Source organism: Pseudomonas sediminis (genome assembly GCF_039555755.1).
Taxonomy (GTDB): Bacteria; Pseudomonadota; Gammaproteobacteria; order Pseudomonadales; family Pseudomonadaceae; genus Aquipseudomonas; species Aquipseudomonas mendocina_D.
In genome coordinates, this window is record NZ_CP154631.1 from 1,214,612 (window position 1) to 1,227,949 (window position 13,338).

Annotated in this window: 13 protein-coding genes and 2 pseudogenes; 10 read left to right on the forward strand and 5 right to left on the reverse strand. The window is 62.5% G+C overall.

The features are described from left to right. The first annotated feature begins 18 nt into the window (after positions 1-18). From tnpA to egtD, 8 genes and pseudogenes are all read left to right on the forward strand, one after another. Positions 19-345 (forward strand): IS66-like element accessory protein TnpA, encoded by a 327-nt coding sequence (gene tnpA / locus AAEQ75_RS21930; RefSeq protein WP_430523448.1) that lies wholly within the window; start codon positions 19-21, stop codon positions 343-345. Next, entirely contained in the window at positions 342-686 is a 345-nt protein-coding gene (gene tnpB / locus AAEQ75_RS05870; RefSeq protein ID WP_043106093.1) for an IS66 family insertion sequence element accessory protein TnpB, read from the forward strand. Before tnpA ends, tnpB begins: the two co-directional genes overlap by 4 nt. Positions 687-721: 35 nt before the next feature. Further along, positions 722-2,230, forward strand: coding sequence for an IS66 family transposase (tnpC, locus tag AAEQ75_RS05875; protein WP_343351127.1), 1,509 nt, complete (start codon positions 722-724; stop codon positions 2,228-2,230). A gap of 3 nt (positions 2,231-2,233) precedes the next feature. After that, positions 2,234-2,812, forward strand: a complete 579-nt coding sequence (locus AAEQ75_RS05880; protein ID WP_003291613.1) for a plasmid pRiA4b ORF-3 family protein — start codon at positions 2,234-2,236, stop codon at positions 2,810-2,812. 192 nt (positions 2,813-3,004) lie between these two features. Then, positions 3,005-4,126 carry a Fic family protein gene (locus AAEQ75_RS05885; protein WP_343351128.1) on the forward strand — a complete coding sequence of 374 codons (1,122 nt, stop codon included), beginning with the start codon at positions 3,005-3,007 and terminating at the stop codon, positions 4,124-4,126. A gap of 169 nt (positions 4,127-4,295) precedes the next feature. Continuing rightward, positions 4,296-5,066, forward strand: coding sequence for a nuclease-related domain-containing protein (locus AAEQ75_RS05890; RefSeq protein ID WP_343351129.1), 771 nt, complete (start codon positions 4,296-4,298; stop codon positions 5,064-5,066). Positions 5,067-5,104: 38 nt separating this feature from the next. Then, positions 5,105-6,025, forward strand: a complete 921-nt coding sequence (locus tag AAEQ75_RS05895) for a restriction endonuclease (RefSeq protein WP_179574640.1) — start codon at positions 5,105-5,107, stop codon at positions 6,023-6,025. 75 nt (positions 6,026-6,100) lie between these two features. After that, positions 6,101-6,871 (forward strand): annotated as a pseudogene (gene egtD, locus AAEQ75_RS05900) (L-histidine N(alpha)-methyltransferase); the annotation flags it as partial. A gap of 215 nt (positions 6,872-7,086) precedes the next feature. On the opposite strand, the gene AAEQ75_RS05905 reads toward egtD, so the two are convergent. The 5 genes from AAEQ75_RS05905 to AAEQ75_RS05925 form a co-directional block, all read right to left on the reverse strand. Beyond that, positions 7,087-7,245 carry a YqaE/Pmp3 family membrane protein gene (locus AAEQ75_RS05905; protein ID WP_273655832.1) on the reverse strand — a complete coding sequence of 53 codons (159 nt, stop codon included), beginning with the start codon at positions 7,243-7,245 and terminating at the stop codon, positions 7,087-7,089. 115 nt (positions 7,246-7,360) lie between these two features. Then, on the reverse strand, positions 7,361-8,461 hold the full coding sequence (locus tag AAEQ75_RS05910) for a GGDEF domain-containing protein (protein ID WP_343351130.1): 1,101 nt from the start codon (positions 8,459-8,461) through the stop codon (positions 7,361-7,363). A gap of 83 nt (positions 8,462-8,544) precedes the next feature. After that, positions 8,545-9,840 (reverse strand): TRAP transporter large permease, encoded by a 1,296-nt coding sequence (locus AAEQ75_RS05915; RefSeq protein ID WP_343351131.1) that lies wholly within the window; start codon positions 9,838-9,840, stop codon positions 8,545-8,547. Next, the gene (locus tag AAEQ75_RS05920; protein ID WP_179574643.1) at positions 9,830-10,306 is read right to left on the reverse strand and encodes a TRAP transporter small permease subunit; all 477 of its coding nucleotides are present in this window, start codon (positions 10,304-10,306) and stop codon (positions 9,830-9,832) included. The genes AAEQ75_RS05915 and AAEQ75_RS05920 overlap by 11 nt, the downstream gene beginning before the upstream one ends. A 162-nt stretch (positions 10,307-10,468) precedes the next feature. Then, positions 10,469-11,470 carry a DctP family TRAP transporter solute-binding subunit gene (locus AAEQ75_RS05925; protein WP_343351132.1) on the reverse strand — a complete coding sequence of 334 codons (1,002 nt, stop codon included), beginning with the start codon at positions 11,468-11,470 and terminating at the stop codon, positions 10,469-10,471. 297 nt (positions 11,471-11,767) lie between these two features. Between AAEQ75_RS05925 and AAEQ75_RS21935 the strand changes: the two are divergent. Continuing rightward, positions 11,768-12,704: pseudogene (locus AAEQ75_RS21935) on the forward strand (LysR substrate-binding domain-containing protein). A gap of 55 nt (positions 12,705-12,759) precedes the next feature. Next, positions 12,760-13,314: an NADPH-dependent FMN reductase gene (locus tag AAEQ75_RS05940; protein ID WP_106733249.1), complete on the forward strand. Its 555-nt coding sequence runs from the start codon at positions 12,760-12,762 to the stop codon at positions 13,312-13,314. The last annotated feature ends 24 nt before the right edge of the window (positions 13,315-13,338 follow it).

Here is a 13,338-nt window from a genome sequence, read left to right on the forward strand (position 1 = left end):
CGCCGCCCAAACTTTTCGGTGGAGTTCAAGCGTCGTGTCGTCGAGGCCACGCTATTGCCCGGCGCATCCGTCGCGTTGATCGCCCGAGAGCATGAGGTCAACGCCAACCTCGTCTTCAAATGGCGCCGTCACTATCGGGAGGGGCAGCTGGGGCCAGTTGCCCACCAGGTTACTTTGTTGCCGGTCAACCTGAGCAAGGCGCCGACGCCCTCAGCGGAAGAGGCAATGCCACTGCCGTCGAGTCCGGGCGGACTGGTTGTGGAGTGCGGTCGGGTCACCTTGCGTATTGAGGGCGTGCCCGACCCGCAAACCTTGCAACTGGTCTTGCAGCAGATGTTGCGATGATTGCTCCGCCCATCGGGACTCGCATCTGGATCGCGGCTGGAGCCACCGACATGCGGCGGGGGTTCGATGGCCTGGCGGCCCTGGTGCAAACCCAACTTGAGGCGGATCCGTTCTCCGGCCAGATCTTCGTGTTTCGGGGACGGCGCGGTGACCGGATCAAATTGCTGTGGTGGGATGGCGATGGTTTGTGCCTGTTCTGCAAGCGGCTTGAGCAGGGGCGCTTCGTCTGGCCGCAAGCCACCAGCGGCAGCGTCTCCTTGACGACGGCACAACTCGCGATGCTGTTGGAGGGCATCGATTGGCGCCGACCGTTGCGCACCGCACCGGTACGAGCAGTCTGATGTTCAACGCTTGAGAACACCAGTAAAATCGCGCCATGACTTGCGCGACCGACTTCCTTCCTGACGACATCCAGGCCTTGAAAGCCTTGGTTACCGCCCAGCACGGGGAAATCGAGCACCTGAAACTGATGATCGCCAAGCTGCGGCGCATGCAGTTCGGTCGGCGTTCCGAGCAACTCGATGGCATGCTCGACCAACTGCAACTGACGCTCGAAGAGTTGCAGGTCAGCCAGGCCGCATTGGCCACGCCACCACCAGCCCAATCGCGCCCACGTACACCCGTACGCCGCAAGCCATTGCCCGAGCATTTGCCCCGTGAAATCCACGTCCATCGACCCGATGCGCAGTGCCCAGGCTGTGGCGGCGAACTTCGTCATCTGGGCGATGACGTGGCCGAAGTTCTGGAGTACGTGCCGGCGCGCTTCAAGGTGATTCGCCACGTGCGGCCCAAGTTGGCCTGCCGCTGCTGTGACGGGATCGTGCAGGTGCCGGCCCCGAGCCGACCGATTTCCCGGGGTCTTGCCGGGCCGGGATTGTTGGCCCATGTGCTGGTGTCCAAATACGTGGATCATCTGCCGCTGTATCGGCAGTCCGAAATCTATGCGCGTGAGGGCGTGTCCCTGGAGCGCTCGACCATGGCCGACTGGATCGGCGAAGCGAGCCGGCTCTTGCAGCCATTGGTCAGCCGGTTGCGACAGCACATCATGGCCGCCAACAAAGTCCACGCCGACGACACGCCGATCGCCGTGCTCGCCCCCGGCCAGGGTAAAACCAAGACCGGACGCTTGTGGACGTATGTGCGCGCCGAGCGCCCCGCAGGTAGTAGCACGCCGCCGGCAGTCTGGTTTGCCTACTCGCCGGATCGCAAAGGCGAGCACTCCCGAGCCCATCTCCGGGGCTTCGCCGGGACGTTGCAAGCCGATGGCTATGCCGGTTTCGCGCAACTCTATGCCTCGGGCACGATTCACGAGGCGGCATGCTGGGCACATGCTCGACGCAAGTTTTTCGACCTGCACAAGGCACTGGCCTCGCCGATCGCGGCTGAGGCCCTGCAACGGATTGGCGCGCTATACGCCATCGAGGCGGAAATTCGCGGACAGCCGCCCGATCAACGACGCGCAGTGCGGCAGCGGCGAGCCAGCCCTCTGCTGGCGCACATGCACACCTGGCTTAATCACACGCTGATGCAATTGCCGCCCAAATCGGCATTGAGCGGTGCGATCCACTATGCCCTCGCACGTTGGCAGGCGCTGACGCGCTACTGCGCGGATGGTCGCATTGAAATCGACAACAATGCCGCCGAACGGGCCCTGCGTGCAGTCGCCCTGGGTCGCAAGAATTTTCTGTTCGTCGGTTCCGACGCTGGCGGAGAAAGAGCGGCGGCGATCTACAGCCTGGTCGGTTCAGCCAAGCTCAACGCATTGAACCCACAGGCTTATTTGACGCACGTGCTGGAGCGCATCGCCGACTACCCAATCAATCAGCTCGACGACTTGCTGCCCTGGAATATTGCTCTGCCTACCCTAGAACATGAGGCCGCTTGACCCATGCCCAACGTCACCCGTTTGCCCAAGCCGGCGAACGACCGTCTCCTGCAACTGCACATCGAACTGACGTGGATAAAACCCGCCATCTGGCGCCGGGTCGCCGTGCCCGAGCGCATCACCCTGAGCAAACTGCACCAGGTTATTCAGGCGGTGATGGGCTGGAGTGACACCCATCTTCATGAGTTTGAAATCGCTGGCGAAAGCTACGGTATTCCCGATCCCGACTGGGGCCCTCCGGTCGTTTCGGAACAGCGCAAGACGCTGACAAAGGTGCTGTATGGGTCGAAGGCGTTTCGTTACGTCTATGACTTTGGCGACAACTGGGAGCACCGGATCAAGATCGAGCGGCTGTTGCCGGCCATTGCGTGCCCGCATGTGCTGTATTGCATCGACGGCGCCAATGCCAGCCCGCCGGAGGATGTCGGCGGTGCACCGGGTTACGCGGATTTTCTGGACGCGCTTGCCGACCCCGAACATCCCGAATACTTGGACATGCTCGACTGGTACGGCGATACCTTCGATCCCACGGCATTTGACCGCGACGACATCAATCAGCGTCTGAAGCGGATTAAAGTCTGAGGGTCAAGACGGTAGAGAGCGGACGCTTACAGAGCGTCTACGCGCTCCAAGGGCTATAACAATCTCCGGGGATGCCAAAACTATGGCCGCACTAGATGGGAGTGATTAGACAGTGAGCCGAATAGCCGGCATTATCGGCTCACTGAATGAGCCGAATAGGCTCGCTAATCGGCTCATAGATGAACACGCCTTATGAATGACCCCCTCTGGATCTGGCAACAGCCCGACTGGCCGCACTTCAGCTGGCAAGCCGAAGCGCTCGCCCCGCTGTTGCGAGCCTGCAGCCAGGCTCAGGGGCGTTTGTTGGGCATGCTCGGCGCGGTGGGCAGTGACACCGAAGTGCAGAGCAGCCTGGATGCCATGCTGCAGAACATCGTCACCTCCTCAGCCATCGAGGGTGAGCAACTGAATGTCGGCTCGGTGCGTTCATCACTGGCGCGGCGCTTGGGGCTGAACGAAGAAGGCCGCACCACCTCGCGCTCCGAAGGCCTGGCCGAACTGCTGCTCGATGCCACCCACGCACATCAAGAACCGCTAGATGAACAACGACTTTTCAACTGGCACAGCTGGCTATTCCCCAACGATGATCAACTGCTGACTCGACCATTACACATCGGCGCGCTGCGCGGCGAAGAACCCATGCAGGTGGTTTCAGGTCGCATCGACCGCCCGACTGTACATTTCGAAGCCCCTCCCCGCGCAGAGCTGGAAGCGCAACTGGCGGACTTTCTCACCTGGTTCGAGAGCAGCCGCAGCGATGCCAGCCTCGACCCCTTTCTGCGTGCCGGCATCGCCCATTTCTGGTTCGTCACCCTGCACCCATTCGATGACGGCAACGGCCGCCTCACTCGCGCCATCACCGACCTGGCATTGGCCCAGGGCGAACAACAGGCCATCCGCTTTTACGCCATGTCCGCTAGTATTCTCGACGACCGCGCCGGTTACTACCGCATTCTCGAAGCCAGTCAGAAAGGTGGGCTGGATATCACCAACTGGCTGCAGTGGTTTCTCGGAACATTGCTCAAGAGCCTGGAGCTGGCCCTTGCCAGTATCGACCGCGTGCTGGTGAAGGCTCGCTTCTGGCAGGCACACCGTAGCCAAACCCTATTAGCGGAGCAGATCAAAGTGCTTAACCGCCTGCTCGATGGCGGCGAGCGCAGTTTCGAGAACGGTATCAGCGCAGCCCAGTACCAAGCCGTGGCCAAGGTTTCCAAAGCAACCGCGACCCGCCATCTGAGCGACCTGCTGGAAAAAGGCTGCATCGAGCGGCTACCCGGTGGCGGGCGCAGCACCCGTTACCAGATAGCACGCTGAGCGCCTAAACCGGGCTCATCAGCCTCTGGTGCGTCATCGCGCCAGAGGACAATGGTCGCGATCCCCTTGAGCGATCGAAAGCAATTAGCCATTATCCGAGAGCGCCAAACATCTGGATTTAGGCACATCTGCTCGCCCAGCCATCAAGCAGCTCGGTTCAAGGAAGAAAATGGATTACAGCCCGATAGTCGCCCAAGTCTGGGGCATGCTGACCTGGTTTATCCCGGCGGCCCTGCTGATCGGCCTGCTCAAATCGCCCTGGGCCAAGGGGCAGATCGGTGAACTGCTGGTGCGCCTGTTCGCCCATTGGCAGCTGGACAAACAGACCTACCGCCGCTTGCACAACGTCACCCTGAACACACCAGACGGCACTACGCAGATCGACCACGTATTCCTCTCGCCCTACGGTATTTTCGTGCTGGAAACTAAGAACATGAGCGGCTGGATCTTCGGCAGCGAGAAACAGGCGCAGTGGACACAGACATTCCGCAAGCGCAGCTTCAAATTCCAGAACCCGCTTCGGCAGAACTACAAACACCTAAAAGCCCTGGAAGTCACCCTTGGCGTCAGCCCCGAGCACCTGCACTCGGTGATCACCTTCGTCGGCGGGAGCACCTTCAAAACCGAAGTGCCGGCCAACGTGACCCAGGGCATCGGCTTTATCCGCTATATCCAATCATTCCAGCAGCAAGTATTCAGCGAGTCTGAAGTCGACGCCATGCTGCACGCCCTGCAAACCGGCCGCCGCGCACGGACCCTCGCCACACACCGCGAGCATATACAAAACCTCAAGCGCCGTAGCGATCCGACGGCCGAGCGGCAATGCCCGAAATGCGGCAGCGCCCTGGTTATTCGCACCTGTAAACACGGGGCCAATGTCGGCAAGCAATTCTGGGGCTGCTCGACCTTCCCCAAATGCAAAACTATGCAGAGCCTTTAGCACGCAGCCCTTACCTCAATTTTGCGTATGGAGTCGCAATGTCCGTCCCAACCTACGACCAGTTCATTGAGCCGATTCTGCGCTACCTGGCGGCCACGCCCGAAGGCGCGACAGCACGTGACGCCCATGAGGCCGCTGCTGATGCGCTGAACTTGTCGGAAGCTCAGCGCCAAGAGCTAATTGCTAGCGGCCAGGCCACGTACAAGAACCGTGCAGGCTGGGCCCACGACCGCCTCAAGCGCGCCGGCCTGTCCAGCAGCGCCAAGCGTGGGTATTGGAAGCTGACCGACGCAGGTATTACCTATGCAGCCCAGAACCCCGCCCCTCTGACTGTGGATCAGGTCGAACAGCTCGCCATCGGTTTTATGAATGTAAAACTGAAAACTCCGACTGACGCTGTCCCACTCGACGGACAAGAACAGTCTGCTCCTGCGGCCAACTCCGCCACTGTTAGCCCTGATGACCGCCTGGAGCAGGCTCTACGTGAGCTACGCGAGGCAACGGCTGCAGATCTGCTGGATAACCTTCTACAAGTCAGCCCGAATCGATTTGAAGTCATCGTGCTGGATGTACTGCATAGCCTTGGCTACGGAGCTAGTCGCAACGATCTACAGCGCGTTGGCGGCAGCGGTGATGGCGGTATCGATGGGGTGATCTCACTAGACAAGCTCGGCCTGGAAAAAGTCTACGTCCAAGCCAAACGCTGGCAGGGCACGGTTGGCCGGCCAGAACTGCAAGCCTTCTATGGTGCACTCGCCGGACAGAAGGCTAAGCGTGGAGTGTTTATAACCACTTCTGGCTTCACCGCCCAGGCAGCAGACTTTGCCCGTTCCGTGGAAGGCATAGTGCTAGTTGATGGGAGTCGACTGGTCAACCTGATGATGGATTATGAAGTTGGCGTGACCTCACGCCTGCTTAAATTGCCGAAACTAGATAGCGACTACTTCGATGAGGAATGACTGGGAAGAAAATAAATCCGTCCCCTTTTCCTTTCTCCTGATGTCAAAACAACGCCGTAGGACGAAATCATCCCGCGCACCGAGGAAACCATCCTGCGCCTGGCGGCGGACTATATCGCCGAGCTGGCCGGGCGTAATGCCAGCCTGGTGGAGCTGGGCAGCGACGCCAGCCGCAAGATCCGCCTGCTGCTCGAAGCCCTGCGCCCGGCGCGTTACCTGGGCATCGATATTTCCCGTGAGTTTTTGCAGGTCTGCACGCGTCGACTCGCGGCGGACTATCGCTGGCTCGATGTGCACGCCCTGTGCGCCGACTTCAGCCAGCCGCTGAAATTGCCCGCTGAGGCGCTGGGGCAACGGCCCATGGCGTTCTTTCCCGGTTCCGGCATCGGCAATTTCGATCCGGATGAAGCCCGCGCCTTTTTGCGCAACCTGCATCGGGCGCTGCCGGCCGGCAGTGGCCTGCTGATCGGTGTGGATCTGGTGAAAGACCGCCAGGTGCTGGAGCGCGCCTACAACGATGCGGCCGGGGTAACCGCACTGTTCAACCTCAACCTGCTCAAGCGCATTCGCAATGAGCTGGACAGCGATATCGACCCGCGCCGCTTCCAGCATCGGGAGGTCGAGTCGCGCATCGAGATGCATCTGGTCAGCCGCCAGGCGCAGCGGGTGCGCATCGAGGATCGCGTGTTCGACTTCGCCGCTGGCGAAACCCTGCACACGGAGAATTCCTACAAGTACACGCCCAGCGGCTTTCGTGAGTTGGCGGGCGCATGCGGCTTCGCCTCGGTCGCCACGTGGTGCGACCCGGTGCAGCTGTTCAGCGTGCATTTTTTGCGGCGAGAATGAAGGACGGCGAGAAACCCACCGTAGCGGGTGGGTTAGCGGCGCCGAATGCCGAGTTTTCCAGACGCAGATGAAGGTGGTGCGCCGCGTAACCCACCAGACGATGGACCGCGTTGCGCCTGCGCGATCATCTGCCCTCTCCCCCGCCCCCTCTCCCGCAAGCGGGAGAGGGGAGAAAGCGCGTTCGACTAGGCAGGCGAATAAGCTCGGAAAGGGCCTCAGCGTTTGACGATGATGTACACCGCATGCACGATGCCGGGGATGTAGCCGAGCAGGGTGAGCAGGATGTTCAGCCAGAATGCGCCGCCGAAACCGACCTGGAGAAATACGCCCAGCGGCGGCAGCAGGATGGCGATGAGGATGCGGATAAGGTCCATGCGGTACTCCTTTGCTTTCCATAAGGGGTACTGAAGCAGACCCACGCTGCGCCTTGCAGTTCAGGTCGAATCATTTGCACCTGATCTGGTTCGGCTTCTGGCCGTTATCGAGCACTCACAGTCGCACGTCGAATTTGTCCAGTAGCAGCTCGGTCGGTATGTCGGTACTGACCAGTTGATTGCGTCCGCGCTGCTTGCCGCTGTATAGGCGGCGGTCAGCGGCGCGGTAAAGCTCGGCGGCGCTGCGACCGTCTCTGGGCCAGGTGGCCAGACCGAAGGTGGCGGACAGCGTGATCTGCTCGCCGTCGTATTCCAGCGGCTGTTCAGCAATCTGCTTGCGCAACTTATCTACCAGCGGGTCGGCGCCGGTGTTGTCGGTGTGACTGAGCAGCAGGCCGAACTCCTCCCCACCCAGGCGACCGAGAAAGTCGGTCACGCGCAGACGCTGCTGGAGGATCTGGCAGATGTGTTGCAGCGCCATATCACCCGCCTCGTGTCCCCATTGATCGTTGACCCGCTTGAAGTGGTCGACATCGAGCAGCACCAGAACCAGATGCCCGCTACTGCGTTCAGCCTCCTGAATGCTGCGTTGCAGCGCGTGATGAAAGCTGCCGCGGCTGGCCACGCCGGTCAGTGAGTCGGTCTGCGCCAGGCGCTCCAGCTCCTCGTAGGCCTGCATGCGCAAGCCGTCGTAGATGTGCACGAACACCAGGATCAGCACGCCGCACAGGGCGGCGTTGCCCAGGTCGATCAGGCCGCGGGTGTCCAGGGCCAGGTGATTGTCGGCGAAGTACAGCAAAAGCCCGGCGAACATGAACGGCGCGGTGAGCGTGAAGGCACGCTGCTTGCCCAGCAGCAGATAAGCCAGCAGCGGGATCATGTACAGCCAGACGAACGCCGCCGCCGAGGCATCCGGCATGACGATGATGTAGAGGATGAAGCAGAAGGTCGGGATCAGGTACAGGTAGATCCACAGGTACAGATGGCGGGCGCGTTCGATGCGCCAGGCGCCGAACAGCAGTAAGGCGGTGCACAGCACTTCGAGGATGGCGAAGGGATAGTTGCCGGCCAGGACCTGCAGCACGGCAAAGCCGCCCAGGGTCAGGCCGGTGGCGAGCAGGATGGTGCGCATCAGCGCACGCTTGCCTGATTCGCGCAGCCCTTCGCAGTGCCCTGCGCCTACGTCCTTGTGATCGTTATAGTTGCCGTCGCCCATTTTATTGCCCAGCGCCGCCGCCCTCAGCGGTACGCAGCCCTCCGCCGCGCACCATCAGGCAACTATAGACCGCCTTGCCTGTTTTACACAGCGTAACCCAGCACACGCGGCAGCCACAGGGCGATTTCCGGGAAGATCGCCACCAACAGCAGGGCACTGGACATCACCACGACGAACAACGCGGCCCAGCCGACGGTTTGTTCCAGGCGTATCTTGGCGACCTCGGCCGTGACCATCAGGTTGATCGCCACCGGTGGGGTGAACTGGCCGATGGCGATATTCATCGCCAGCAGGATGCCGAACCACACCGGGTTCCAGCCGAAGTGCTGCATCACCGGAATCAGGATAGGCATCAGGATCAGGTAGATGGAGATGGCATCGAGCAGCATGCCGGCCAGCAGCACGGCGAGCATCACCAGCGCCAGCAACACCCAGCCATTATCCGACAGCGAGATCAGCCATTCGGCCATATGGCGGAAGGTGCCAAGCATGGTGCCGGCCCAGGCGAAGATGCCGGCCAGGGCAATGATCAGCATGACCACACCGGAAATCACGCCCGCCTCACCGCACAGGCGCCAGAGGCTGCGCCAGTCCAGCTCGCGGGTGACGAACAGGCCGACCAGCACGCCATAGGCCACGCCAACCACGGCGGCTTCGGTCGGTGTGAACAGGCCGCTGCGCAGGCCGCCGAGGATCAGTATCGGGGCGAACAAGGCGGGCAGTGCCTGCTTGAAGCTTTCACCCAGCGGCGGGCGCTCGCCCTGCTCCGGGGACTCCCATCCATAGCGGCGCGACAGCAGCCAGGCCGGCAGCAACAGCACCAGACCGGCGAGAATACCGGGGAACAGGCCGGCGGCGAACAGCGCGCGCAGATCCACGCCCGGCACCACGATGGAGTAGAGAATCAGCGCAATCGACGGCGGAACCAGGATTGCCGTCGAAGCCGAAGCGGCGATCAGCGTGGCGGAGAACGGCTTGGGGTAGCCCGCTTTGGTCATGCTCGGCAGCATCACCATGGCCACGGCAGCGGCATCGGCCGGGCCGGAGCCGCTCATGCCGCCCATGATAAGACAGACCAGCACCGCGACCATGGCCAGGCCGCCGTGGCGCGGCCCGATCAGCGCCTGAGCGAAGCGCACCAGCCGCAGCGCCACACCGGCTTTCTCGAACACCAAGCCGGTGAGGATAAACAGCGGAATGGCGATCAGCGGGTACTTGGCGACGCCGTTGTAGGTGTTGGTGCCCAGGGTCGCGAGCATGTCCGGCGACAGGCCGGCGATGATGCCGATGGCGCCGGACAGGCCGAGGGCGAAGGCCACCGGCACACCGAGCGCGAGCAGTACGACGAAGCTGAAGATCAGCCAGAGATCAGGGCTCATCGCTGATTCTCCCGCGCAGACGATCCAGGGTGACCTGGGTCAGGCGCACGAATACCAGCAGCGCCAGGATCGGTAGCCAGATCACGTACCACCAGTTGGGCAGACCCAAACCGGGCGACTCGGAATCCCACTGGAATTCCTCCCAGGCGAACTGACCACCGAACCAGCACACCAGCCCCAGAACTAAAACGCCGGCCAGCCACTGCAGCAGGATCAGCGGCGTGCGCAGGCGCGGGAACAGGCGCTCGAGCAGACCGATACGAATATGTCGGTTGCTGCGCATGGCCACCGAGGCACCGGCGAAGGTGAGGATGACCAGCAGGAACACCGAGATTTCCTCGGTGAAGGCGAAAGAGGCATCGGTGAAATAACGCACCACGACGTTGGCCAGGCTGATCAGGCTGATGATCACCAGGGCCAGGGTGGCGAGCACGCGCTCCAGCGGCGCGTCGACTTGCTTGCTCATAAAAACCTCGAATGACCGACTTGGCGTTGTTCAGCGCAAGTGCCGCTGGCCCTCTCCCCCAGCCCCTCTCCCATAAATGGGAGAGGGGAGCGGATCAGTGTCGCGCGACAAACTGGCAGCATCACGCCCGAAACCCTTGGGTTTCCGGTCAGATAAAACGAATCAGGGCTGGGCCACGGCCTTGCGTGCGGCGTCCATCAACTTATCGCCAATGCGCGGTGCCCATTTCTCATGCACGCTGGTAGTGGCTTCGACGAAGGCGGCACGCTCGGCGTCGCTCAGCTCGATCACTTCCACACCGCGCTCACGTACATCGACCAGACGCTGCGCCTGGGCGCCGCGCGACAGTTCGATCTCCCACTTGCCGGCGTCGATAGCGGCCTGGCTGAGCAGTTCGCGATCTTCCTCGGGCAGGGATTTCCATACGCGCTGGTTGACGGCGAACACCAGCGGATCAGCCATGTAGTCCCACAGGGTCAGGTACTTCTGGCCGACTTGGTCGACACGCGCCACGTCGAAGACCGACAGCGGGTTTTCCTGGCCGTCCACCGCGCCGGTGGTCAGTGCCGGCTTGGCGTCGGCCCAGCTCATTTGCGTGGGGTTGGCGCCGAGGGCGGTGAAGGTGTCCTGGAACAGCGGCGAACCGACCACGCGGATCTTCAGGCCCGCCAGATCGGCAGGGCTGCGCACTGGTTTGGCCGAGTTGGACAGCTGACGGAAGCCGTTCTCGCCCCAGGCCAGCGGCACGATGCCGCGCTGCTCGATGGCGGCGAAGGCCAGCTTGCCGGCTTCACCCTGGGTGATGGCGTCGAGATCGGCGTCGTTCTTCATCAAAAACGGTAGGGAGAACAGGTTGAGTTCCGGCACCTGCGGCGACCAGTTGATGGTCGAGCCCACGGCCATGTCGATCAGGCCCGAGCGCATGGCGGAGAATTCCTTGGTCTGGTCGCCGGCGACCAGTTGCGCGTTGGGGTAGACGCGCAGGGTGATGCGCCCTTCGGAGCGTTCGTTGACCAGATCGGCCCACTTCTGCGCGGCCTGGCCCCAGGGGAAGGCGTCGGAAAGTACGGTGGAGACGGAGTATTCACGCGCCTGCGCGGTGGCGCACAGGGCGGTCAGCGCAGCGCCGGCGGCGAGCGCGGAGAAGAGTCGCTTGAGTTTCATCGGGGCGTCCTTGTGTGGATCTTGGCGTTATCGTTGTGGCACCGGCAAAGCGGTGCGGATCCAGCGGCGAGCGGATGGCTCGCCTGGCGCGCCTGGTCAGCGCGCAAAAGGGACACGGCAGGTGTCAGGGCTGCCGGACAGGCCTTGTGGGCGATCGGCAGGTGCCGGCGGGTTACGCGCAGCCGCTCAACTATTCCAGAAGCGCGCGGCGAATGCCATTGTCTGATGACTGTTGACATTGCCCGGCCTGACCGGCGCTGCCCATAATCACCGGCATCTCACTCCGGACACTTGCCCATGGCCATCTCCCGCGATGACCTCGACCAGCATGACCTGATCATCGGCGTGTCGCCCGAACGCTTTCGCGCGGTGGCCATGCCGCTGTTGTTCGATCACCTCGATGCGCAGTGCGAGGGCACCATCGAGGTCAATCGCTAGGCGCGGATCGTCTGGATCAACGACAAGTACGCGCAGAAGGTCGGCATCGCCGATGCGCGCACGGCGCTGGGCAAGGAAATCGAGGAAGTGCTGGCGGCCAGCCGCCTGCGTGTGATGGTGGAAAGCGGCCAGCCGAGCTTGCTCGACCTGATGGTCTTCGGCAGCGAGCACTTCGTGGTCACCCGTATTCCGCTGCGCGATGAGGATGGCACCCTGGTCGGCGCGCTGGGCTTCGTGCTGTTTCGACCGTGCCCGTCACCTCAAGCCGCTGACCAAGTACAACAACCTGCAGACGCAACTGCTCAGCGCCATGCCCGCCGAGTTGGAACGACGCCTGCTGCAGGATCAGCTGCAACTGGCCATCGGCTATTTTTCCGGCAACCAGACGGCGCTGGATTATCAGCCACTGTTCGAGGAGCGCCAGCGCCTGTACTGCAGCAGCCAACATCCGCTGTTCGCGCGTGAAACGCTGAGCGCCGACGACCTGCAGGACTGCGACCGGGTTGTGCATCCCTATCGCTTCATCGCCGCCGACGAGCCCTGGCAGGGCGGTAGCAGCAGCGCCCGTTGCGAGCAGGTCGAGGGCAGCCTGGCGTTCATCCTCTCCGGCGCGCACCTGGGCTACCTGCCCGAGCACATCGCCCAGCCCTGGGTGAACCGCGGCGGCCTGCGCGCGCTGCCCGGCACCTGGGATTTCACCGTGCAGTTTCGACTGGCCAGTCATCGCGGCCATCCGCCCAGCGAGGCGCAGAAGGCCTTCAGCGAAGATCTGCTGGCTGCATTCAGCACCTGCTGAAACATCCGGGGTCTATAGTGGTTGTTCCTTCCTCACCACACCTTCTGGAGTACACATGAGCAAGACTTACAACGTCGCCGTACTGGTCGGCAGCCTGCGCAAAGCCTCCATCAACCGCAAACTGGCCCTGGCGCTGGCCGACCTGGCGCCCGCCTCGCTGAACCTGGAAATCCTCGAGATCGGTGACCTGCCGCTGTACAACGAAGACGCCGACGGCGACAGCGCTCCGGCCTCCTACGCGCCGTTTCGCAGCAAGCTCAAGGCGGCCGACGCGGTGCTGTTCATCACCCCCGAATACAACCGTTCGATCCCCGGCGCGATGAAGAACGCCATCGATGTCGGCTCGCGCCCTTATGGCCAGAGCGGCTTCAGCGGCAAGCCGGGCGCCGTACTCAGCGCCTCGCCGGGTGCCATCGGCGGCTTCGGCGCCAACCACCACCTGCGCCAGTGCCTGGTGTTCCTCGACGTGCACGTGCTGCAGCAACCGGAAGCCTACCTCGGCGGCGCTGGCAACTTCTTCGACGAGAACGGCGTGCTCAGCGACGGCATCAAACCCTTCCTGCAGAAGTTCATCGATGCCTATGCGGCGTGGGTGGCCAAGCAGGCCTGATGCCTTGCGCCGCCCTTTCCGGGC